This window comes from Streptococcus sp. SCPM-O-B-15304 (M98), assembly GCF_058200215.1.
Genome location: NZ_JBYQGQ010000001.1, coordinates 27,796 through 49,435, shown reverse-complemented (window position 1 = coordinate 49,435; position 21,640 = coordinate 27,796). Strand labels below are relative to the sequence as shown.

Sequence of the window (21,640 nt, the reverse complement as noted above, 5' to 3'; positions counted from 1 at the left end):
TCTCCTAAAAGATACGAGGGAATTACAATTCTTCCTTGTAGTCATAGCCAAGTTCTTCAGCTAATTTTGCGTATCCTTCACGTTCCAAACGTGCCGCCAATTCTGGACCACCAGAAAGAACAACACGACCTTCCATCATAACGTGTACCACGTCTGGCGTGATATAGTTCAAAAGACGTTGGTAGTGAGTAATAATCATAGCACCAAAGCCTTCACCACGCATAGCATTAACACCTTTAGAAACAACTTTAAGAGCGTCAATATCAAGACCTGAGTCAATCTCATCAAGAAGAGCGAAAGTTGGTTCCAACATCAAGAGTTGAAGAATTTCGTTACGTTTTTTCTCACCACCTGAGAAACCTTCGTTGAGGTAACGCTCTGCCATTTCTTCTTTCATGTTGAGCAATTCCATTTTTTCGTCTAGCTTAGTGATAAACTCACGCACTGAAATCTTCTCATCATCTTCTTTACCAGCATTTATAGCTGCACGAAGGAATTCTGCATTGGTAATTCCTGGAATTTCTGATGGGTATTGCATAGCCAGGAAAAGCCCCATACGCGCACGCTCATCCACTTCCAATTCAAGGATGTTTACGCCGTCAAGTAGAACCTCACCCTTGGTTACTTCATAGTTAGGATTTCCCATGATAGCGGCAGAAAGAGTTGATTTCCCAGTTCCATTTGGCCCCATGATAGCGGCGATTTCGCCTGTTTTCAGGGTCAGGTTAACCCCTTTTAAAATTTCTTTTCCTTCAATTTCAACGTGAAGATCTTTGATCTCTAATACTGACATGATAATTCCTTTCTTTTCAATCCGTTTTACCATTTTCGCTAGAAAATTGTCCTTATTTTTCTAGTAAAAAACGATAAAATGTCAATAAATATACTTTAATAGTATAACAAAAAAAAGCCTAAAAGGCTTTAATTTTGTCTAGAAGCTGAGGGTTACTTCTTTCCTCGAAAATGGTCATCAATAGCGTTGACAATTTTACCCATAATATAGCTGACTCTAAAATTTCTTAGGATTAAAATAGCCCAAAGCAAGGCCATAATATACCGTTGCTCCATGATGGATTCATTAAGGAAATAGGTCTCAGCAGCAGTAAATAAGGCCATGATTATAAATTGTTGTCTGTTCATCGTATTATGTCACAATATCCTTTTAATCTTCTTCTATGGTCACTTTATCCGCTAGAAATTCAAATCCTTGAGGAAGGACAGATTCTTCCACTTCTTCCTTAACTGGTTGACCTTGTGACGATTTAGCCTTAGCTGAGAAATCAGCCCTGACTTCTTTCCATTCTTCCATGGAAATAGCAAGAATCTCTGGTGAAAATCCCGCTGCTTGACTGAGTATATTGCCAAACATGGTGTTCAGATTATCACGTTTCATGGTTTGGCCAGCATTGAAGTTAGATTCAAAAGCAAGAATCGCGTGATGCTCATTAGCCGCAACAGGTTGAGAACCTACTAAAAGCGCCTTATCTGGACCTGATAAGCTTTCAATAACTTCTCCCCAAGCATTTTGGAGACGGATTAGATTTTGACGGGCTAAATCAGGATTTTCAACAGCTTCTTGAAGAATAGACTGAACCTTATTGCGATCTACGCGATAAATTGACTTGCTGTTAACTGGACGACTCGGTGTTGGTGTAGTCTGTTTGGGACTTGTGTTAACATTTGCCAGAGCCTGTTTCAATCGAGTAACTTCTTCTCTAAGAGAAGATAATTCCTCAGCCACATCACCTGAAAGTCCTGGTTGGGAATCAAGTTCTGTCAAACGAATGGTCATCATTTCCGCATAAATCTTAGGCTGTAAGCTAGCCTTAATATCAGCTAAACTACTTGTTGCAATTCCAATCATCTCGAACAAAACAGCCTGTGAAAGACCTAAGTTATCCTTAAAGAGATCACTATAGTGAGTATTCTCCCCACCAGTTTGGACGATCAAAATATCTCGCAAGTATTGCAACAAATCCGTTACAAATCGTGTCATGCTCTTTCCGTTATCAAAAATCAAATTAAGATTTTCCAAAGCACGAGTCACATCTTTTTGTGCCAAGGCAGCCACATAATTATCCAAAGCACTTAAACTAATAGTCCCAGTAATTTCCTCAGAAACTGCTGTTGTTAATCTAGCATCTTGAGTCAAACTCAATGCTTGGTCTAAAATGGACAAAGCATCCCGCATACCACCTTCGGCTCGACGAGCAATAATCTCGACAGCTTCAGACTCATAAGCAATCCCTTCCTTCTCTAAAATATGGAAAATATGATCTCGAATATCCTGAGTTCTAATAGATTTGAACTCGAAGCGTTGAACACGAGACAAAATGGTTGCAGGAATCTTATGAAGCTCTGTTGTTGCTAGGATAAAAACAACATTAGGAGTTGGTTCTTCAAGAGTTTTCAAAAGGGCATTGAAGGCTCCTGTTGAAAGCATATGAACCTCATCAATGATATAGACCTTATACTGAGCTATACTTGGAGCATAGGTTGATTTGTCACGGATATCACGAATTTCATCCACCCCATTGTTAGATGCCGCGTCCATTTCGATAACGTCTTCCAAGCTACCATCTGTTACAGCTTGACAGATATAACAGTTATTGCAAGGTTCTCCTCCCTCTTGATTAGGGCAGTTCATAGCCTTGGCAAAAATTTTGGCTACACTGGTTTTTCCAGTTCCACGAGGCCCTGAAAATAGATAGGCATGGCTAATCTTTTCCTGCTCTACGGCTTGTTTCAGAGTTTTTGCAACAATTTCCTGGCCTACTAACTGTGAAAATGTTTGACTTCTATATTTTCGATAAAGGGCCTGATACATTACGCTTTCTCCTCAAACATTGAAAAATTCCATTCGGTTTTCTCTAACAAAATAGCAACAAACTCTTCTAGATATTTCAGATCCAAGTCATCATAATCATCAACAAGAGATGAATCTAAATCTAGAACGCCCAGAAGACGTCCCTCTTTAACCATCGGCACAACAATTTCACTACGAGCACTACTATCACAAGAAATATAGTTTGGGTAGGTTTTAACATCACCAACAATCACTGTTTGACGACTAGCTGCAGACTCTCCACAAACACCTTTTCCAAGAGCGATTCGTACACATGAAACTCCACCTTGAAAGGGTCCCAAGATCAGTTCATTCCCATCAAATAGATAGAAACCTGCAAAAACAGTATTGGGAAAACTTGTTTTTAGCAGAGCACTGGCATTTGATAGATTAGCCAACACATTGGGCTCTCCTTCTAAAAGATAAGAGAGCTGTTCAATTGTTGTTTGATAAAGTGATTCTTTTTCTGAATATAACATAAGACCATTATATCAAAAAATGCTAGTAGAAAAAAGAAAAATCCCTTGTTTTAAAAACAAAGGATTTTATACAAATTCGAATGGATTAAAGTTCGATGTCTCCGAACAAGTCAGCCATTGAGAATCCTGTTTGAGTTTCAGGAAGTTCAAAATCACGTTTTTCTTGACGTTTTGGACGACGTGGACGTGGAGCGCGTTTTTCTTCTTTTTGTCCTTCTTCTTGAGCTGGACGTTCTTCAAGAGCTTTGATAGAAAGAGATACACGTTCTGCATCAGCGTTAACTTCAAGAACTTTAACAGTAACTTCTTGACCAACTTTAAGAGCTTCTTTTGGATTTTCAATACGTTTGTGTGAAATTTGTGATACGTGAACAAGTCCATCGATACCTGGCAATACTTCAACAAATGCACCGAAGTCAGTCAAACGTTTAACTGTACCTTCTACAACATCACCTTTAGCCAATTTTTGCTCAACGCCATCCCATGGTCCAGGTGTTGTAGCTTTAAGTGAAAGTGATACACGTCCTTCTTCTTCGTTAAGATCAAGGATTTTCACTTCAACTTCTTCACCAACAGTTACAACTGATTTTGGTGAAACGTTACGTTCGTGTGACAATTCAGTCAAGTGAACCAATCCATCAACACCACCAAGGTCGATGAAAGCACCGAAGCTTGTGATACGTGCAACTTTACCAGTTACAACATCACCAACAGCCAATTTACCGAATACTTCAGCACGAGCTGCTGCAGTAGCTGCTTCTACAACTTCACGACGTGAAAGGATGAAGCGGTTTTCTTTAGGATCAACTTCTTTGATTTTAGCATCAAACTCTTGACCTACAAAACGCTCAGTGTTACGTACAAAACGAGTATCCAACATTGAAGCTGGGATAAATCCACGTACACCTTCAAATTCTACTGAAAGTCCACCCTTAACAGCGCGAGTTCCTTTAACTGTAACAACTTCTTCTTCACGTCCTACAAGTTTGTCCCATGCTTTGCGAGCTTCAAGGCGTTTTTTAGATACAAGGTATGTTACTGTATCAGTATCTTTACCAACTACTTGACGAAGTACAAGAACATCCAATACTTCACCTACTTTTACAAAGTCATTGATATCTGCATCGCGATCGTTTGTCAATTCGCGAAGAGTCAAGACACCTTCAACACCAGTTCCAGAGATTGCAACATTAGCTTGAGTAGCATCAACTGTCAATACTTCAGCACTAACAACATCACCTGGCTCAACTTGGCTAACGCTATTTAGCAAATCTTCAAATTCGTTCATCTAAAAAATCCTCCAACAATCAAGTTTTTCTTAAACTTGACATACTTATAATTTTTTCCTAAGCACCCGCAAAGACATGTTATATCGTTCACGTCCTTCAATTATAAAAATAAAATACCCTAAGATATTTTTCTTTTTATCTTGAATTTATTACCTAAGAACTGGGGTAGCTGGATTCGAACCAACGCATGAGGGAGTCAAAGTCCCTTGCCTTACCGCTTGGCTATACCCCAAAAGTGAAATGGAGAGAGAGGGATTCGAACCCCCGAACCCGAAGGAGCGGATTTACAGTCCGCCGCGTTTAGCCTCTTCGCTATCTCTCCAATGTTCAACAAAAACTATTATATCATGAAAATTTACAAAAAACAAGCTTTATTTTGCTAAATTATAGTTTTCAATCAAAATTTCCACAGCTTTTTCAAGTTTTTTATAAAAACTATCGACATTTCCATTCTTTATGATTGCGAATTGATTATCTAGTTCAGCAATTTCACCGATAATCTTTTTCCCAATGGTTAATGTGTAGCCTTCAAATTTTTCCTGACCAACTAAAACAGTTGCGTCTGTTAATTGAATTTCAATTTTTTTATCTTTTTTACTCATATCATACCTCTTTTCACTCTTCCTATTGTACAAGAAATTTAAAAAACTGGCAAGAAAAAACTCTTTATAAGGGCAGCCTTGATAAAGAGTTTTTGTGAGAGAATCTAATTTTTTAATCTAGGGAAGACTCATTGTTAGTGGGTTGTCCCACCCACTAATTTTATGTCCTTATCTTTATAATCTACGATAGCACCAATCGCAGCTTCGATACCTCTGACGATATCAGTTAAATTCATAGATGCTGTATTAGGCTTATTTACCACTTGTTCTGTCATATAAGGAATATGCATAAAGCCTGATTTCATATGTGGAAATTTTTTATCCGCTAAATAGAGAGCCTGATACATCAAATGATTGCAAACAAAGGTTCCTGCTGTATTGGAAACTGTAGCTGGTAGCCCTTCCTCTTTTATGGCTTGTACCATTGCTTTGATCGGTAGTGTGCTAAAATAGGCTGCTTGACCATCCTGGCGTATAGGAGTGTCAATCGGCTGATTCCCTTGGTTATCAGGAATTCTAGCATCATCTTGGTTGATGGCAACTCGCTCAGGAGTTAGACTAGCTCTTCCTCCTGCTTGGCCGATGCAAAGCACCGCATCTGGCTGATAGCGGACGATTGCTGTTTCTAATACCTCTGCTGCTTTATAAAATACCGTTGGGATTGCTACCCAATGAACCTCTGCGCCATGAATCTCTGACGGTAATGATTTAACAGCTTCCAAGGCTGGATTGACCGTTTCACCACCGAAAGGATCAAAACCTGTTACTAATATTTTCATTTTATTTCCTTTGCTAAAATGCCAAAAAATACATCAAAAATACATGGATGATAATCATGACAATAGCTACTCCTACCTGCGCTTTAATAACCCCATTTGGATCTTTCATATCCAGGAGAGCTGCCGGTAAAGCATTAAAGTTAGCCGCCATTGGAGTCAATAAGGTTCCACAGCAACCTGCCGTCATTGCTAGAGCTGCAGCAACGATTGGATCAGCTCCCAAGGTAAATACAAAGGGAACACCAATTCCAGCAGTAATAACCGTGAAGGCAGCAAATGCATTCCCCATTATCATAGAGAATAGAACCATCCCAAGGACATAAGCCACTACACCCATCAACCGACTCCCCGAAGGAACTAGACCGCTGATTAAATGCGAAATCAAGTCTCCAACGCCTGCAACGGTAAAAATTGCTCCCAAAGCCCCTAAAAGTTGAGGCACAATCCCACTAGTTGACACTTGCTGAACCATGCGATTATTTTCTGCTAACAAGCTTTTAGGAGAACTCTTAGTAATCAATAAAAGAGAGATGGTTGCAAAAAATGCTGCAAGGCTGATAGCAATCTTACTAAAGTCAGGAATCATTTTTGCTAATACCAAAGCAATCAAAGCCATTAACATGACCGGAATAAAAATTTTATTCTTTAGTCGTTTAGCTTCAATGTTTGCCTTGACTTCATCCAGAAACGGTAAGGTTCCGATACGAACCTGTTTAAAGAGAGTTAGTAGTGCTAATAGCACTACGATAACTCCAATACAGATAGAAGGTAGATAAGAGCCACCGATAAAACTGATGCCCAATAAAGCCCAAAACCCAGCTGTTCCAAAGCGAACTGGGTTTGTTTTATCTTTATAGCTACAATAAGCCGTATGAAGGAATTGACAACCAATCACAATATAGGTCAACTCTAATAACTGACTTGCTAGATTGCTCATTCTTCTTTTCCTTTACTAAGCTTTTTCACTAGCAGTTTTCTATCAAACAGGTAATTGTAAATTCCTACCACAAGTAGGGCCACTCCTGCAACAATAAGCGAAGCCGAAGCGATGCCTGCATAATTACTTTCGTAACCTAATTGGTCCAGAGTGCCCCCCACCAAGAGGACACCACCTGCACCAACGAAAGTGTTCTGAGCAAAGAAATTTGCAAAATTATCATTTGCTGCTGCACGCGCTTTTAGCGCTTCGCTCTCCTGCTCCGTTAATTGTCTACCTAATTGAGACTCTGCTGCTGCTTGTCCCATGGGTTGAACCAAAGGCCTTACAAACTGCGGATGTCCTCCTAGACGGATGGCAAAGAAGCTATCGAGTTCCCGAAAAAAGAAATACACTGTATAAAAACTTCCTACGGTCAGACCTTTAATCTTTTGAATCAAGTCAATCGAACGTTGCTTGAGGCCAAAAGTTTCAGATAAACCTACCAGTGGCAAGGTTACCATAAAAATCGTAAGAACTCGTTGATTACTAAATTCTTTTCCCAAAATTTCCAAGAATTCAACAAGAGAAACTCCAGAAACTAGAGCTGTAACTAAACTAGCTAAGACTACCGTTGCGATTGTATCTAACTTATAGATAAAACCAACCACAATGATAAGTATCCCTATTAGTTTAATCCATTCCATATAGGCCCCTTCATTCCAAAAGTACTAGTCTGTTTTATTTGACATGACTTTCTAATTCTTTTTGGTATTTATTGTTTGATTCCAATTTTTCTTTTTGCCATTTTTCAAGAGCTGCTTGATATTCTTTAGCAGTTACAATCTCTTTTTGCAATTTCATTCCTTTGAAGATGTATGGATCACCCTTAATACCTACTTGTGAGTATGGTTTAGAGAATGGAACGACATTGCTGACAACTGGTGAACCACCTGATGAAGCTGTTGGCATCAAGAGAGAACTATCAGTAAGCCAAGCTTGAGCTTTAGCATATTTTTCATATCTCTTATCCAAGTCATTTTTCTCAGAAACTGCATCATCCAAGAGTTTCTTATATTCGTCCAAACCTAGTTGAGCTACTACTTCTTTGTCTTTTCCTTTAGTAATACCAAGGTGTTTCATAGCGGAACCAGTCTTAGGATCCATGATATTGAGATAACTTGCTGGATCTTGGTAGCTTGGAGCCCATCCAGTACTGTTCAAGTCATAGTCTTTTTGAGCAGGAACACGCGCTTGAGATGTAATGCTTTCCTTCTCGTTATCAGTCATCTGAAGGACATCGATCACGACATTTTCAGAACCAAGAGTTGACTCGATTGATTGTTTAAAGGAATTGCTTTGTTGAACGGCAATGGTATCTGTCTGTTCAACTGGAACATCCAAGTGAATTGGGAAGGTTACACCTTTTGTTTCCAATTCTTTCTTAGCTTTTTCAAATGAAGCTTTGGCTTTGTCAGGATTGTAGATGGTATCTTTTCCGTCAACGAGCTCAACACCTTTCCATTGGTCTCCATAGTTGACCAATTCTTTTTGAGCGATATCACCAAAGTTTTTACCACCAGATTGAACGAAATTGTCTGGTACTAAGCTATTACGAATAATCTTGTCCGCACCATCTTCACCATTGAGCTGGGCAGCATAAGAATGACGGTTGAAGGCAAAGTTGATTGCTTGACGGAAGTCCTTGTTCAACATTGCTTCTTTTGTAGAAGTTTTCTGTTCTTCACTTGTTTTCGCTGTCTTATTGAAAGATTGACGGTTTACGTTAAAGGTAAAGTAGTAACTAGTTGAATCCTGTGGACTATATGTAATTTTATCCCCGTATTGTTCCAAAGTAGAAGCAAAGTTTGAGCTACTTGGGAAGAGGCGAGCTGTTGTGTAGACACCTGAAGAGAAGCTACGGATCAAGGATTCTTGGTCTGATCCATCATAGTAAGTTAATTTAACTTTCTCGATTTTAACCTTCTCTTTATCCCAATAATTTGGGTTCTTTTCATATTCGATTAAAGATTTTGAAGTCAAGGTCTTCAAAATATACGGACCGTTATAAAGAATACCAGCTGGACTGACCGTTCCATAATTTTTACCAGAAGCTTTGAGGAATTCTTCATTTACTGGCAACATAGTTGCTGAAGTTACTTTGGAATTCCAGAAAGTTTCAGGTGCGTTTAGAGTGTACTCAACAGTATAATCATCCACTGCCTTAACTCCAACTGTTGAGAAGTCGTTAGTCTCACCAGTCATATACTCATTCAAGCCCTTGATTGAGTTTTGAATAAGAGTGACACCGTCTGATTTGCCATCAGCTACGTGTTTCAACCCAGTAACAAAGTCATGCGCAGTTACTTCAGCGTATTCTTCACCTTCTGACGTATACCATTTAACCCCTTTACGAAGTTTATAAGTATAAGTCAAACCGTCTTGTGAGACACTCCAATCCTCAGCGAGGGAAGGAATCAAATTCCCATACTCATCGTTTTCCAACAAACCATCAACGACGTTACCGATGATATCCGTTGTTGAAGTACGAGTTGCGATACTGTAGTCCAAAGATGATGGGTCTACTCCATAGACATAAGAGAAAGTTGTAGGCGCATCTGCTTCCTTGTCGGCTTTCCCACAAGCTACAAGAAGAACTGCTGTACTCAGGACCACTCCTGCTGTTAACATCCACTTTTTCGTTTTCATAAAGATCTCCTTTAATAATTTTTAATCTACTTTTACAATCCAACCTTCTGGTGCTTCAATATCACCAAATTGAATACCTGTTAATTCATCGTATAGTTTACGAGTCACTGGACCAACCTCTGTCTCACTGTAGAAAACGTGGAAGTCATCACCATGTTGGATTCCTCCAATTGGTGAGATAACTGCCGCAGTACCGCAGGCACCTGCTTCTACAAATCGATCCAGACTATCAATTGGTACATCTCCCTCAACAGACTTCAAGCCCAAACGATGCTCTGCCAAATAAAGTAATGAGTACTTGGTAATCGATGGCAAGATTGATGGACTCAATGGGGTTACAAACTCATTATCAGCTGTAATTCCAAAGAAGTTTGCTGAACCAACTTCTTCAATCTTGGTGTGGGTTGATGGGTCTAGATAAATAACATCTGAGAAATGACGGGATTTAGCCATTTTCCCTGGCAAAAGACTAGCTGCATAGTTACCACCGACCTTGGCAGCCCCTGTTCCATTTGGTGCAGCACGGTCATACTCGTCTTGAATCAAGAAGTTTGTTGGAACCAATCCACCTTTAAAATAATTTCCAACTGGCATAGCAAAGATGGTAAAAATATACTCCTCAGCTGGTTTTACCCCAATGATATCTCCAACACCAATCAAGAGCGGACGAAGGTAAAGGGTTCCACCAGTTCCATAAGGGGGCACGTATTCTTCATTTGCACGAACAACGGCTTTACAAGCATCTACAAACATTTCTGTTGGAACTTGTGGCATCAAGAGACGATCACAGGTACGTTGCAGACGTTTAGCATTTTCATCTGGACGGAAGAGTTGAATACTGCCATCCTTTGTACAATAGGCTTTCAATCCTTCAAATGCTTGCTGTCCATAGTGAAGGCTTGGAGATGATTCTGAAATATGCAAGGTTGCATCTTCTGTTAATTCTCCTTGAGACCATTGTCCATTTTTAAAATTAGCGATATAACGATAAGGTAGTTTCATATAGGAAAAACCGAGATTTTCCCAATCAATCGTAACTGTCATGACAATCTCCTTTATTCTAATCAAGCTCTGTGTTCTATTCTACACTATTCTCCTAAAAATTCAAGTATTATTTGTAATTTTCTGAAAATTTTACTTATAAAAAATCAGTCACTAGGACTGATTTTTAATTTTCTTTGATTTCTTTAAAGATTTCTTTGAGATAAGCATCAAAAACTTCTTCATCAGAAATGCTATCTGAAATGAAGCTTCCATTGCTTGTGCGTTCCGATAGATTCAAATCTTGTAGGATTGCTTCGTAAGTCGTTCCATTATTTGATTGAATCACAAGTGTTTGTTCTCCATCTTCTACTTCTGTACTAAAGAGATCTCCAACAAATCCTTGTTCTGAGACCGCTCCAGCCAAGAATACGCGATGGGGTTTACTCTTTAATTCTCTCAAGACTTGAAGGCCACGATTGGCACGACTGGTTGCTGGAATTTCCTCTGTTGAAACACGTTTCAAGCTTCCACGTTGCGTCAAAAGATAGAAAGATGAAGTATTGCAGATAAAGGCTGATTGTATCACATCATCTGCTTTCAAGTTCATGGCTTTGACACCTGCAGCTTTGGCACCGATAACTGGCACTTCTTCGATGTTAAAGCGGAGGGCATAACCGTTTCGACTGATCAATAGAACATCATCCAATTTAATCGGAGCTACTGCTACAATCTGGTCAGTATCGTCTTTCAACTTAGCGTACTTGACAGATTTAGAACGATAGGTTCTCCATGGAGAGAATTCTTTGCGTTCTACCCGTTTGATTTGTCCAAGTCGTGTTGCTGCAAAATAAGTTGTCGCATCATCAAATTGATCAACAACTTCTACATAGAGCACTTCTTCATTGGTTTCAAAGTTTGTAATTGTTTGGCTCAAATGCTCTCCGATATCCTTCCAACGAATATCTACCAACTCATGGACTGGTCGATAAATGACGTTCCCAAGCGTTGTAAAGATTAAAAGATGCTGGGTAGTTTTCACATTTTGAACGAATAGCAATCGGTCATCATCTCGTTTACCAATTTCTTCAAGTGTTGAAGCTGCAAAGGAACGAGGGCTAGTACGCTTGATATAACCTGCCTTAGTCACGCTGACGTAAGTATCTTCTTCAGCGATAAGACTTGCTGTATCAATCTCAATGACTTTTGCTGTATCTTCTAAAGTACTCAATCGAGGTGTCGCAAATTTCTTCTTGACCTCACGAAGCTCTTTTTTCATGAGATTGTACATAGTTCGTTCATCACCGATAATAGCTGCAAGCATAGCAATCTTTTCACGAAGTTCTGCTTCTTCTTCTTGCAAGACAACCACGTCTGTATTGGTCAAACGGTACAGTTGCAAGGTAACAATGGCCTCAGCCTGTTCTTCCGTAAATTCATAGCTGACCTTGAGGTTTTCCTTGGCATCAGCCTTATTTTCAGAAGCACGGATAAGGGCAATGACTTCATCCAAAATCGAGATAACGCGAATCAAACCTTCCACGATATGGAGACGTTTTTCAGCCTTTTCCTTGTCAAAGCGAGAACGCGCCAAGATGACTTCACGACGGTGGGCGATGTAGCTAGATAAGATTGGGACAATCCCAACCTGACGAGGTGTGAAATTGTCAATCGCCACCATGTTGAAGTTGTAGTTGATTTGTAGATCGGTGTACTTAAATAGGTAATTTAGAACAAGCTCCGTATTAGCGTCTTTCTTGAGTTCGATAGCAATACGAAGGCCGTCACGGTCAGACTCATCACGAACCTCAGCAATACCTGCCACCTTATTATTGACACGAACATCATCGATTTTCTTGACTAGATTGGCTTTATTGATTTCATAAGGAATCTCAGTGATAACAATTTGTTCCTTACCACCTTTTAGCTTTTCAATTTCAGTCTTAGAACGAACAACTACGCGCCCTTTCCCAGTTTCATAGGCCTTTTTAATTTCGTCACGCCCTTGGATAATGGCTCCTGTAGGGAAGTCTGGCCCAGGCAAGAACTCCATGAGTTTGTCAACTTTGGCCGTTGGATGGTCAATCATGTAAACCGCCGCATCGATAACCTCAGCCAAATTATGCGGTGGAATATCTGTGGCATAACCAGCCGAAATACCAGTAGAGCCATTGACCAAGAGATTGGGAAAGGCTGCTGGCAAGACTGTTGGTTCTTTCTCCGTATCGTCAAAGTTCCAAGCAAAGGGAACTGTCTTTTTCTCGATATCCTGAAGAAGGTAGCCTGCAATTTCAGACAAACGTGCCTCAGTATAACGCATGGCCGCAGGTGGATCTCCGTCCATTGAACCGTTATTACCGTGCATTTCGACCAAAATCTCACGATTTTTCCAATCCTGAGACATACGGACCATGGCATCATAGATAGAATAATCCCCGTGTGGGTGGAAATTCCCCATGATGTTCCCTACAGACTTGGCCGACTTGCGGTAGCTCTTGTCAAAGGTATTGCCATCTTTATTCATAGAATAAAGGATGCGGCGCTGAACCGGCTTCAAGCCATCACGAATATCCGGCAAAGCCCGGTCTTGAATAATGTACTTGGAATAGCGACCAAAGCGCTCTCCCATGATGTCCTCCAGGGACATATTTTGGATATTACTCATATAGGATACAAAGCCCGTAAAATGCAAAGTGAAAATAGGAAATTCTCGCAGTGAGCGATGCTCACAAGAAAATTTATCTTTTTCACACAGCATTTAGGGCGTGTTCAACTCCTTTCAAAAAATGTAGAGTAGATTTTATAGATAGGGTGTTCAGTTACTATAAATAACCAAACTATCCTTCTGTAGTTTAAAATTTTTATATCAGGTTAAAACACTTTAGTTTACTTAAATTTAGCTAGTAGGTACTTGTTCAACTTTTCTTTGAACAAAAAATAAATAGATGGAAGGAAGAAATGAAATAACAGAGGTCCCAATAAGCAATGCATTAAATACAGTTTGATGCCCTTGAAAAATTTCATTCCAATACATAGTATTAACAAGATGGAAGACTAAACCAATTAAGTAGCAAAAGCTAATAACTATCATCTTCCACCTTAATAGAGAATAGATAGAAGATAATCGAAGAGCATGGTAAATTACTGCTGTAATGAGCATTGGAAAACAAAAAGAGATTAAAAAGAATTGGAATCTTAAAACGTCATCAAAAAGCTCTGTGCGATCTATTGAAATAAGCCAAATATTACACAAGGTTATAACAATCGGGAAAAATAATCCATACACTCTTTTATTTAACTTATTTCTTTTAAGAGCTAGAAGAATAGAAAACACTATTACCAGAATTTGGATTCCTGGAAATCCCATAAAAAATATTGTAAATATAAAATTTAACATACTAGTTTAATCTTTCCTCCGCGTACTCAATCATCTTCTCAGCCATTTCATTATCATAATCAAACTCCATCTTTTGAGCAAGTTTTTGAGCTTCTTGATGGAAAAGTTGCATCGTAGCAAATAAAGTCTGAGTGATTTTCTCTAAACTTGAGAAATCAAGCAGATTCAAGAATTCCTTCTCCTTCTCAGCAGGCAAGTAGTTATAGAGATACTTGTAATTTTTACCGATGTCGACTGTTCCTTTATCACTTGCTACCTTCCAAGCCAATACCTTCAAGAGTTCTTGGTGACAAATGCCATAGAGATGATCAGTCGCATAAATGAGTTGCTTGCGATGAATCCCCTTAACCACATAGGCTGATACCCACCAAAATTCATTGCAGGCTTTTTCAAAATCAATCTCACTAGCTGGACTTGTCCAGTAACGCTGAGGATTTGGAGAATATGGCGCAAACAAGCCCTTATCATCTACTAAAACTGTGAAGCCAGCCTCACTATCCACCCACTCGTTGATATCTTCTTTAGGACAGAGGGTTAAATCAATGCGATTCCCATCTTCAAAAAGCATGAGAAATAAACGGCGATGTCCAAGAGTCACATTTTGCTCTACGATACGTTTGCCAAACTGGTCCAGCCAAGAAAGGTCACTCGTCAGATAATCCAAGTCATCCACAATATAGACAACATCATAGTCTTGAAATTCATCTGTTTGAATCTTTTGATTTGTACGCGAACCAGATAGAGCCACAGTATCAACCTGTATCTTTTTAGCTATTTGTATAATCAGGTCAAGCATTTCCTGGTCAGTTCTCATGTAGATCACCATCAGTTGCCTCTGGGTTCTGAATAACAACATCTTCATTTCTTTGCTTAAGAAGTTTCTGAACTCTTTTTCTTTCAAGCTCTCCGACCAAGAATTGAATGATAAAACTAATACCAAAAATTGGTAATAGCAAAATAATTCCCATTTCTTGCGCCAACATTATAAATAGTAGGTTCATACCTGATAAGATTGCTAAAAACCAGGCATTTATCTTAAGAAGTTTTGAGTAACTACTAGGATAATATCTGAGATGTTTGGTACTTTTATAAATAGCTGTAAAACTGAATGCTAAGCTAGCTGATGTGAAAATATAAAAGTCAAAAACATAAAAGAGCAAACCTGCATAAGGATTGGATCTTAAAGGATTATCAAATAAAAAGACACAGGTAGTTACTATGGTTAATAGTAAAAATTCAAGATAGCGACTTTGCTCAGGTTTACCTTGTTTGGCAATTATATACATAATTGCACCTAAAGCTAAGACTATGAAAAGAAATGAACTATCAAACAATAAACTTATCATGATTTATACCTCTTTTAGAGAGCTAAAATTAAGAAATATAGACGATTTTTCAGATCAATCCTTGAGACTGACGCCATCTATCATAGGTTTCAATGTCTGTTTTGACCATATTCATACAAAGTCCTAGAACCGCCATATCGTCCAAGTAACCTGCTAGCGGAATGAAATCAGGAACAATATCAATAGGAGCAAGGAAATAAATAAGTGCGCTTAAAACAGCTAAAATAGTCCCATAAGGAACCGTGGTATATTTTCCTTGAACATAATTTTTCACCAAAGAAATCATGACTGGGATCATCGAAAATTTCTTTCCAACAAATGGCATATTGTTAATTTTTTTCTCCAAACGGTACAAAAAGTCATCTAATTCATCTTTATCATTTAATAATGCTTCAGATTGTGCATAACCACTTTCAAGAGCTTCTTTTACTTGCTCTTCACTTAGATTTTCAGACATAACTTGTCCTCCATTTGTATTTATATCAAACTTTAAAACACTGTCGCTTCTTCAAATGTAATTTTAAAACTAGTTTTTGATTTTTTAAACCACTATGTCTAGTCTGTATTAACCTTATCATTAGAATTCACTTATCTTTTATCTGGAATCATAGAATAACTTGCAGTAATTGCAACATTTTCATCAAGAATATGTTTCAATTCATCCAAAGCTTTTCTAAAATTTGTAATCAAACTTGGAGAAATATTCCAACAATCTTGTTCAGTATTAGTAATATTATTTCTATACTTTGTAATTTCCTCATCCATATTTTGTACTCTTGAAAATATAGATTTAGATTCTGGCCTAGTTTGCGTCTTATCTTTTATCAATGGATTTTCACATATACTTCTAACTACAGCTAGTTCGATTGTTGTTGTATCTTGTAAAAAATCCTGTTTTGTTGTCTTTGTTGATAATTTATTAATAGCTTCTTTAGCTCTCACAATTTCATCTCTAAAGAATATCTCCTCTTTTATCTTAGATATTGTTTTTGATCTTTGTTCTTCAATATTTTTTACTTCAGTTAGTACTTGAAAATTAATAAAGATAGAAAATATACCAAATAATCCAGATAAGATTCCAATAAACGATATGGTTCTTTCAACATCAAACACCATCCCATTATCAGAGATAAATGCTAAACAAATTGATACTACAGTTAAAAAAACAACAATTCCTAGCACCAATTTTTTATTTCCTATTATGTTCAAAACACCATCTCCCCACTCTCCTCAAGAGTAAACTTGACATTATCCTCAATCCACTTACGGCGTGGTTCAACCTTGTCACCCATGAGGACATTGACGCGACGTTCTGCGCGTGCTAGATCTTCGATTGTAACACGGATGAGGGTACGCGTTTCTGGGTTCATAGTTGTTTCCCAGAGTTGGTCCGCATTCATTTCACCAAGACCTTTATAACGTTGAAGGGTAGCCCCTTTACCGAACTGCTTACGTAGTTCCTCTAGCTCGCCATCCGTCCAAGCATAGGCCACTTCTTCTTTCTTGCCTTTACCTTTAGACATCTTGTAAAGTGGAGGAAGGGCGATATAGACATGTCCAGCTTCGACTAGTGGACGCATATAACGATAAAAGAAGGTTAAGAGAAGAGTTTGAATGTGGGCACCGTCGGTATCCGCATCGGTCATGATAATGATCTTGTCATAGTTGGCGTCTTCAAGGGAGAAGTCTGCCCCCACACCAGCACCGATGGTATAAATCATGGTGTTGATTTCTTCATTTTTGAGAATATCTGCCATCTTGGCCTTGGCAGTATTGATTACCTTACCACGAAGAGGCAAGATAGCTTGGAACTTGCGGTCACGACCTTGCTTAGCAGAACCACCGGCAGAATCTCCTTCGACCAAATAGAGCTCGTTCTTTGCTGGATTTTTAGACTGGGCTGGGGTTAATTTCCCAGAAAGTAATCCCTTGTCTTTCTTATTTTTCTTACCATTTCGGCTCTCATCACGCGCTTTTCGTGCTGCTTCACGGGCATCACGCGCCTTGATTGCCTTGCGAATCAGATTAGAAGCTAGTTCTCCATTTTCCATAAGGAAGAAGGTCAACTTATCAGCCACAATCCCATCTACAACTGGACGAGCAAGGGGACTTCCTAATTTATCCTTAGTCTGTCCCTCAAACTGCAAGTGTTCTTCAGGGACTAGAATAGAAAGAACGGCCGCTAATCCTTCACGGTAATCAGACCCTTCAAGATTTTTATCCTTTTCCTTGAGAAGACCTGTCTTACGGGCGTAGTCATTCATGACTTTGGTAATAGCAGACTTAAGTCCTGTCTCATGCGTTCCACCGTCCTTAGTGCGAACGTTATTGACAAAGGACAGGATGTTATCTGAAAATCCATCGTTATACTGAAGGGCTACTTCCACTTGGAAACCATTGTCTTCCCCTTCAAAGTAGAGAACTGGTGTCAAGGTTTCCTTGTCCTCGTTGAGGTAGGAAACAAAGTCCTGAACTCCATTCTCATAATGGAACTCGATTGACTCGTCTGTTCGCTTGTCCATTAATGACAAGGTTACATTTTTCAAGAGAAAGGCTGACTCATTGAGACGCTCTGAAATAGTATTGTACTTGAAATCAGTCGTAGAAAAGATACTAGCATCCGGCATGAAGGTCACTTTGGTACCTGTTTTAGACTTAGGTGCCGTTCCAACCTTTTCAAGAGTTGTTACTGGCTTCCCACCATTTTCAAAGCGTTGCTTGTAGACTGCACCATCACGAGTGATTTCTACTTCAAGCCAACTAGAAAGGGCATTGACAACAGAAGAACCAACCCCGTGGAGACCGCCAGAAGTCTTGTAACCACCTTGACCGAATTTTCCTCCAGCGTGAAGAATGGTAAAGATGACCTCAACCGTTGGAATCCCCATAGCGTGCATCCCAGTCGGCATCCCACGTCCGTGGTCTTGAACCGTTAAACTTCCATCTTTATTAATCGTTACATCAATACGATCACCAAATCCAGACAGAGCTTCATCGACTGCATTATCGACAATTTCCCAAACAAGGTGATGTAGCCCAGCACCGTCAGTTGATCCAATATACATCCCTGGACGTTTACGGACCGCATCCAACCCTTCTAGCACCTGAATGGCGTCATCATTATAATTGTTAATATTGATTTCCTTTTTTGACACAAGGAACCTCCTATTTGTTCATCTTTTCTATTTTACAGGTTTTCTAAGGATTTTGCAAAATTTTCAAGTTAAAAGCCTATTCACAAGTCCTATTTAGTAAAAAAATCACTCATTTCCACCCTAAAAAAAGAAACCAAGACGAGAGTCTCAGTTTTCTTTTCCTTTAACTTGACTTGTTGCAATATCTTCACCAAACCATTTTTGGCTAATTTCTTGGAATTTTCCTTCTTGATATAGTTCCACAAAAGCTTTATTCAAATTGGCTAATAAGATTTTATCTGCTGGTCTTACTCCGACTGCAAAAGACTCACTCTCAAAACCAGCTGGGAAAATCTCATACTGGTCTAATATCCCTTCCGTTTTAAGATAATAATTGGCATAAACACGGTCAATTAAAAGAGCATCAATCCGATCATTTTGCAAGTCAATCAAGGCTTCATTAAAACTCTGATACTGATTAGCCTTTTGGTCCTTAACAATATTCTTTAGAAGATCTGGCTGAGCTTCAAAATCTAGATAACCAGAAGAACCTGCTTGGGCTCCCAAAATCTTATTTTTCATATCCGAAACCGATTGGATATTTTGTGATTTTTTAGAAACAAGAACCTGCTGATTTTCCATGTAAGGAATGGTAAAAGCTACCTTCTCACGACGTTCATCTGTCGCAGAATAACCATTCCAAATAGCATCAATGGTCCCATTTTGAAGTTCTGTTTCCTTCATATCCCAATCAATGGGTTGAAACTGAACCTTGAACCCAAGTTTTTCAGAAACGGCTTGGGCTAAATCAATATCAAATCCCACATATTGCCCATTCTTTTCTTCAAAACCCATGGGAACAAAAGTATTGTCAAATCCTATGGTAATTGTTCCTTGTTGTTGGTATTTTTCCCAATTATCTACTTTAGGATTGCTAGCTTTTTGCGTGCATCCTACCAAGAAAAAAGCAAGAAAGAATACCAAAACAAGGCTGATTTTCTTTAGATTCATAGACACCTCCTACTTAGGCTCTACTTTGAGAATCTGGTCAGCAATATTTTCTGCAAACTGGAGATCGTGGGTCACGACAATCTGCGTCATGCCTAAGTCTCGATTTTGTAAAATCAGTTTTTCAACTTCGAGACGCAACTCTGGATCAAGGGCAGAAGTTGGTTCATCATATCCAATCACTTCTGGATCTATCATCATTGCACGTGCTAAGGCAACCCGTTGCTTTTGACCACCAGATAATGAGTATGGATAAGCATCTGCGTGAGCTTCGAGCCCTAGACGAGCGAGTAAGTCAGCCGCCTTCTTCTTTGCGTCTACTTCAGACATTTCCATAGTCTTAATAGGTGACAAGATCAAGTTCTCCATAACGGATAAGTGAGGAAAAAGCTGAAAATCTTGAAAAACAAATCCCAACAAGTGGCGCTTTTCAAGTTCATCCAGAGGCAATGATTCTCCGTTATAAAAAATCTCTCCTGAATCAATAGTCTCAAGTCCAGCTAACATTCTAAGCAAGGTTGTCTTCCCACCACCAGATGGACCAACAATAGCTAAAATCTGCTTTTCAGGAATTGTTAAACTGAAATTGGATAAAATTTCTTTTTTTCCAAATTTTTTGCTGATATTTCTTAACTCTAACATGGATAACCTCCTATCTATAGTAGCTGAATTTTTTCTCAAGTTTCTTAGCTAAAATTGTAACGATACCAATCATAAGCAGATAAATAGCTCCTGCTAGAAACATTGGAATCAAGCTAGCATCACGATTGGCTGCGGTACGACTGGCTAGGATTAAATCAGAAATACCGAGCGCATAGACCAGAGAAGTATCCTTAACCAAACTCATAACCTCGTTAAATACACTTGGTAAAACAATCTTGGTCACCTGTGGCAAAATGATATAGCGAACGGTATCGAAAGGATTGAATTTCAAAACCTTAGCTGCTTCGTATTGCCCTTGAGGAATGGTTGCAATTCCTCCACGGAAAATTTCAGCAAAGTAGGCTGCATAATTAAGCGTGAAGGCAATAATCGCTGCAGGCACACGATCTAAACGAATCCCAATACTTGGAAGGACATAATAAATAAAAATTAGTTGCAAGAGCAAGGGTGTCCCGCGCATCACCCAGATATAGATATCAATCATGTAATGGAGGGGTTTCCAATGGACCTGTAAGCAAAAGGCAACCAAAATGCCTAAAGGGATTGAAAAAAGTAAGACCAGTGCAAAAACTTGTAGAGTCATTGTTGCACCGCTCAATAAACTTGGTAATATCTCGAATAAGTAAGACATACTCCACCTCCTAAAAATAATTGTTCCCATTATAGCATAAATAAACACAAAATCAAGGATTTTCTGAAATTTCCATGAATTTTTAAAACTTTAGCCTTAATTTCCGAACAATAGTTTTCCTAATAAAACTTTTCTACTTACTTAAAGTTTCAGATGTCACAATTTGAGAAAAGATTCCTTTCCGTTTCTCTCTCATTTCATGGTATAATAGAAGCATGATGACAATAGTATTATTAATTTTAGCTTATTTATTGGGTTCTATCCCTTCAGGACTGTGGATCGGGCAAATCTTCTTTAAGATTAATCTAAGAGAACATGGTTCTGGTAATACTGGAACGACCAATACCTTTCGAATCTTAGGTAAGAAAGCGGGTATGGCAACCTTCGTGATTGACTTTTTCAAAGGAACCATCGCAACCTTACTCCCACTTATCTTTCATGTTCAAGGTGTTTCACCTCTAGTCTTTGGCCTTTTAGCTGTGATTGGGCATACCTTCCCAGTATTTGCAAGCTTTAAAGGAGGAAAGGCTGTCGCAACTAGTGCTGGAGTCATTTTCGGATTTGCTCCTCTATTTTGCCTCTATCTAGCAGTTGTTTTCTTCGGAACTCTTTATCTAGGAAGTATGATTTCTCTCTCTAGTGTTACTGCTGCCCTTGCTGCTGTACTTGGGGTGATCCTCTTTCCACTTATCGGTTTCCTACTGCCAAGTTACGATTTATTATTTGTAGTGATTATCCTAGCCCTCGCAAGCTTAATTATCATTCGCCATAAGGATAACATCAATCGTATTCGTAATAAAACAGAAAATCTTGTTCCTTGGGGACTAAATCTTACCCATCAAAAACCTAAAAAATAAAGCG

The 21,640-nt window shown here is 38.9% G+C and carries 22 protein-coding genes and 2 tRNA genes; 1 reads left to right on the top strand and 23 read right to left on the bottom strand.

Annotated elements, in window-relative coordinates:
• Positions 1 to 22: 22 nt before the first annotated feature.
• The 23 genes from sufC to AC3E7H_RS00150 all read right to left on the bottom strand — a co-directional run bounded on the left by sufC (position 23) and on the right by AC3E7H_RS00150 (position 20,779).
• On the bottom strand, positions 23 to 793 hold the full coding sequence (gene sufC, locus AC3E7H_RS00260; protein ID WP_075228681.1) for a Fe-S cluster assembly ATPase SufC: 771 nt from the start codon (positions 791 to 793) through the stop codon (positions 23 to 25).
• A gap of 152 nt (positions 794 to 945) precedes the next feature.
• Positions 946 to 1,140, bottom strand: a complete 195-nt coding sequence (locus tag AC3E7H_RS00255; RefSeq protein WP_049503772.1) for a DUF3272 family protein — start codon at positions 1,138 to 1,140, stop codon at positions 946 to 948.
• Between the two features lie 22 nt (positions 1,141 to 1,162).
• Entirely contained in the window at positions 1,163 to 2,827 is a 1,665-nt protein-coding gene (dnaX, locus tag AC3E7H_RS00250) for a DNA polymerase III subunit gamma/tau (protein WP_075228680.1), read from the bottom strand.
• Positions 2,827 to 3,324 carry a GAF domain-containing protein gene (locus AC3E7H_RS00245; protein WP_075228679.1) on the bottom strand — a complete coding sequence of 166 codons (498 nt, stop codon included), beginning with the start codon at positions 3,322 to 3,324 and terminating at the stop codon, positions 2,827 to 2,829. Before AC3E7H_RS00245 ends, dnaX begins: the two co-directional genes overlap by 1 nt.
• Positions 3,325 to 3,409: 85 nt before the next feature.
• The gene (gene rpsA, locus AC3E7H_RS00240) at positions 3,410 to 4,612 is read right to left on the bottom strand and encodes a 30S ribosomal protein S1 (RefSeq protein WP_001001618.1); all 1,203 of its coding nucleotides are present in this window, start codon (positions 4,610 to 4,612) and stop codon (positions 3,410 to 3,412) included.
• A gap of 161 nt (positions 4,613 to 4,773) precedes the next feature.
• Positions 4,774 to 4,845 (bottom strand) — tRNA-Gln (locus tag AC3E7H_RS00235).
• Positions 4,846 to 4,854: 9 nt separating this feature from the next.
• Positions 4,855 to 4,935: transfer RNA gene (locus AC3E7H_RS00230), tRNA-Tyr, on the bottom strand.
• A 49-nt stretch (positions 4,936 to 4,984) separates the two neighbouring features.
• Positions 4,985 to 5,215 (bottom strand): DUF2969 domain-containing protein, encoded by a 231-nt coding sequence (locus AC3E7H_RS00225; protein WP_000037109.1) that lies wholly within the window; start codon positions 5,213 to 5,215, stop codon positions 4,985 to 4,987.
• Between the two features lie 134 nt (positions 5,216 to 5,349).
• Complete coding sequence (pcp, locus tag AC3E7H_RS00220) at positions 5,350 to 5,994, bottom strand: pyroglutamyl-peptidase I (protein WP_049527945.1); 645 nt, start codon at positions 5,992 to 5,994, stop codon at positions 5,350 to 5,352.
• Positions 5,995 to 6,007: 13 nt separating this feature from the next.
• Positions 6,008 to 6,931, bottom strand: coding sequence for a DUF979 domain-containing protein (locus tag AC3E7H_RS00215; RefSeq protein WP_061863380.1), 924 nt, complete (start codon positions 6,929 to 6,931; stop codon positions 6,008 to 6,010).
• A complete protein-coding gene (locus AC3E7H_RS00210) occupies positions 6,928 to 7,617 on the bottom strand; it encodes a DUF969 domain-containing protein (protein ID WP_061863379.1) in 690 nt (229 codons plus the stop codon). The genes AC3E7H_RS00215 and AC3E7H_RS00210 overlap by 4 nt, the downstream gene beginning before the upstream one ends.
• Before the next feature lie 34 nt (positions 7,618 to 7,651).
• Complete coding sequence (locus AC3E7H_RS00205; RefSeq protein ID WP_061863378.1) at positions 7,652 to 9,619, bottom strand: peptide ABC transporter substrate-binding protein; 1,968 nt, start codon at positions 9,617 to 9,619, stop codon at positions 7,652 to 7,654.
• 21 nt (positions 9,620 to 9,640) lie between these two features.
• The gene (locus AC3E7H_RS00200; RefSeq protein ID WP_490675907.1) at positions 9,641 to 10,663 is read right to left on the bottom strand and encodes a branched-chain amino acid aminotransferase; all 1,023 of its coding nucleotides are present in this window, start codon (positions 10,661 to 10,663) and stop codon (positions 9,641 to 9,643) included.
• 124 nt (positions 10,664 to 10,787) lie between these two features.
• The gene (parC, locus tag AC3E7H_RS00195) at positions 10,788 to 13,265 is read right to left on the bottom strand and encodes a DNA topoisomerase IV subunit A (RefSeq protein WP_490675906.1); all 2,478 of its coding nucleotides are present in this window, start codon (positions 13,263 to 13,265) and stop codon (positions 10,788 to 10,790) included.
• A gap of 231 nt (positions 13,266 to 13,496) precedes the next feature.
• Positions 13,497 to 13,997 carry a hypothetical protein gene (locus AC3E7H_RS00190; protein WP_000931495.1) on the bottom strand — a complete coding sequence of 167 codons (501 nt, stop codon included), beginning with the start codon at positions 13,995 to 13,997 and terminating at the stop codon, positions 13,497 to 13,499.
• A 1-nt stretch (position 13,998) separates the two neighbouring features.
• A complete protein-coding gene (locus tag AC3E7H_RS00185) occupies positions 13,999 to 14,811 on the bottom strand; it encodes an aminoglycoside 6-adenylyltransferase (RefSeq protein WP_007555702.1) in 813 nt (270 codons plus the stop codon).
• Complete coding sequence (locus AC3E7H_RS00180; protein WP_000624502.1) at positions 14,801 to 15,343, bottom strand: hypothetical protein; 543 nt, start codon at positions 15,341 to 15,343, stop codon at positions 14,801 to 14,803. The genes AC3E7H_RS00185 and AC3E7H_RS00180 overlap by 11 nt, the downstream gene beginning before the upstream one ends.
• Before the next feature lie 49 nt (positions 15,344 to 15,392).
• A complete protein-coding gene (locus AC3E7H_RS00175; protein ID WP_001293716.1) occupies positions 15,393 to 15,800 on the bottom strand; it encodes a YkvA family protein in 408 nt (135 codons plus the stop codon).
• A 131-nt stretch (positions 15,801 to 15,931) separates the two neighbouring features.
• Positions 15,932 to 16,552, bottom strand: coding sequence for a hypothetical protein (locus AC3E7H_RS00170; protein WP_001021287.1), 621 nt, complete (start codon positions 16,550 to 16,552; stop codon positions 15,932 to 15,934).
• On the bottom strand, positions 16,549 to 18,498 hold the full coding sequence (parE, locus tag AC3E7H_RS00165) for a DNA topoisomerase IV subunit B (RefSeq protein ID WP_490675904.1): 1,950 nt from the start codon (positions 18,496 to 18,498) through the stop codon (positions 16,549 to 16,551). The genes AC3E7H_RS00170 and parE overlap by 4 nt, the downstream gene beginning before the upstream one ends.
• Before the next feature lie 147 nt (positions 18,499 to 18,645).
• The gene (locus AC3E7H_RS00160; RefSeq protein WP_490675903.1) at positions 18,646 to 19,488 is read right to left on the bottom strand and encodes an amino acid ABC transporter substrate-binding protein; all 843 of its coding nucleotides are present in this window, start codon (positions 19,486 to 19,488) and stop codon (positions 18,646 to 18,648) included.
• Between the two features lie 9 nt (positions 19,489 to 19,497).
• The gene (locus AC3E7H_RS00155) at positions 19,498 to 20,127 is read right to left on the bottom strand and encodes an amino acid ABC transporter ATP-binding protein (protein ID WP_490675902.1); all 630 of its coding nucleotides are present in this window, start codon (positions 20,125 to 20,127) and stop codon (positions 19,498 to 19,500) included.
• Positions 20,128 to 20,137: 10 nt separating this feature from the next.
• A complete protein-coding gene (locus AC3E7H_RS00150; protein ID WP_248035438.1) occupies positions 20,138 to 20,779 on the bottom strand; it encodes an amino acid ABC transporter permease in 642 nt (213 codons plus the stop codon).
• Positions 20,780 to 20,994: 215 nt separating this feature from the next.
• Here AC3E7H_RS00150 and plsY point away from each other — a divergent pair, with 215 nt between their 5' ends.
• On the top strand, positions 20,995 to 21,636 hold the full coding sequence (plsY, locus tag AC3E7H_RS00145) for a glycerol-3-phosphate 1-O-acyltransferase PlsY (RefSeq protein ID WP_007555707.1): 642 nt from the start codon (positions 20,995 to 20,997) through the stop codon (positions 21,634 to 21,636).
• Positions 21,637 to 21,640: the final 4 nt, after the last annotated feature.

What these genes read in the sequence shown, in the direction of transcription:
- AC3E7H_RS00190 (WP_000931495.1), bottom strand. Translation starts at nt 13,997, where the DNA reads ATGTTAAATTTTATATTTACAATATTTTTTATGGGATTTCCAGGAATC.
- AC3E7H_RS00215 (WP_061863380.1), bottom strand. Translation starts at nt 6,931, where the DNA reads ATGAGCAATCTAGCAAGTCAGTTATTAGAGTTGACCTATATTGTGATT.
- AC3E7H_RS00185 (WP_007555702.1), bottom strand. Translation starts at nt 14,811, where the DNA reads ATGAGAACTGACCAGGAAATGCTTGACCTGATTATACAAATAGCTAAA.
- AC3E7H_RS00180 (WP_000624502.1), bottom strand. Translation starts at nt 15,343, where the DNA reads ATGATAAGTTTATTGTTTGATAGTTCATTTCTTTTCATAGTCTTAGCT.
- AC3E7H_RS00155 (WP_490675902.1), bottom strand. Translation starts at nt 20,127, where the DNA reads ATGTTAGAGTTAAGAAATATCAGCAAAAAATTTGGAAAAAAAGAAATT.
- plsY (WP_007555707.1), top strand. Translation starts at nt 20,995, where the DNA reads ATGATGACAATAGTATTATTAATTTTAGCTTATTTATTGGGTTCTATC.
- AC3E7H_RS00175 (WP_001293716.1), bottom strand. Translation starts at nt 15,800, where the DNA reads ATGTCTGAAAATCTAAGTGAAGAGCAAGTAAAAGAAGCTCTTGAAAGT.
- AC3E7H_RS00255 (WP_049503772.1), bottom strand. Translation starts at nt 1,140, where the DNA reads ATGAACAGACAACAATTTATAATCATGGCCTTATTTACTGCTGCTGAG.
- dnaX (WP_075228680.1), bottom strand. Translation starts at nt 2,827, where the DNA reads ATGTATCAGGCCCTTTATCGAAAATATAGAAGTCAAACATTTTCACAG.
- rpsA (WP_001001618.1), bottom strand. Translation starts at nt 4,612, where the DNA reads ATGAACGAATTTGAAGATTTGCTAAATAGCGTTAGCCAAGTTGAGCCA.
- pcp (WP_049527945.1), bottom strand. Translation starts at nt 5,994, where the DNA reads ATGAAAATATTAGTAACAGGTTTTGATCCTTTCGGTGGTGAAACGGTC.
- AC3E7H_RS00160 (WP_490675903.1), bottom strand. Translation starts at nt 19,488, where the DNA reads ATGAATCTAAAGAAAATCAGCCTTGTTTTGGTATTCTTTCTTGCTTTT.
- AC3E7H_RS00150 (WP_248035438.1), bottom strand. Translation starts at nt 20,779, where the DNA reads ATGTCTTACTTATTCGAGATATTACCAAGTTTATTGAGCGGTGCAACA.
- AC3E7H_RS00205 (WP_061863378.1), bottom strand. Translation starts at nt 9,619, where the DNA reads ATGAAAACGAAAAAGTGGATGTTAACAGCAGGAGTGGTCCTGAGTACA.
- parC (WP_490675906.1), bottom strand. Translation starts at nt 13,265, where the DNA reads ATGAGTAATATCCAAAATATGTCCCTGGAGGACATCATGGGAGAGCGC.
- AC3E7H_RS00200 (WP_490675907.1), bottom strand. Translation starts at nt 10,663, where the DNA reads ATGACAGTTACGATTGATTGGGAAAATCTCGGTTTTTCCTATATGAAA.
- AC3E7H_RS00245 (WP_075228679.1), bottom strand. Translation starts at nt 3,324, where the DNA reads ATGTTATATTCAGAAAAAGAATCACTTTATCAAACAACAATTGAACAG.
- AC3E7H_RS00225 (WP_000037109.1), bottom strand. Translation starts at nt 5,215, where the DNA reads ATGAGTAAAAAAGATAAAAAAATTGAAATTCAATTAACAGACGCAACT.
- sufC (WP_075228681.1), bottom strand. Translation starts at nt 793, where the DNA reads ATGTCAGTATTAGAGATCAAAGATCTTCACGTTGAAATTGAAGGAAAA.
- AC3E7H_RS00210 (WP_061863379.1), bottom strand. Translation starts at nt 7,617, where the DNA reads ATGGAATGGATTAAACTAATAGGGATACTTATCATTGTGGTTGGTTTT.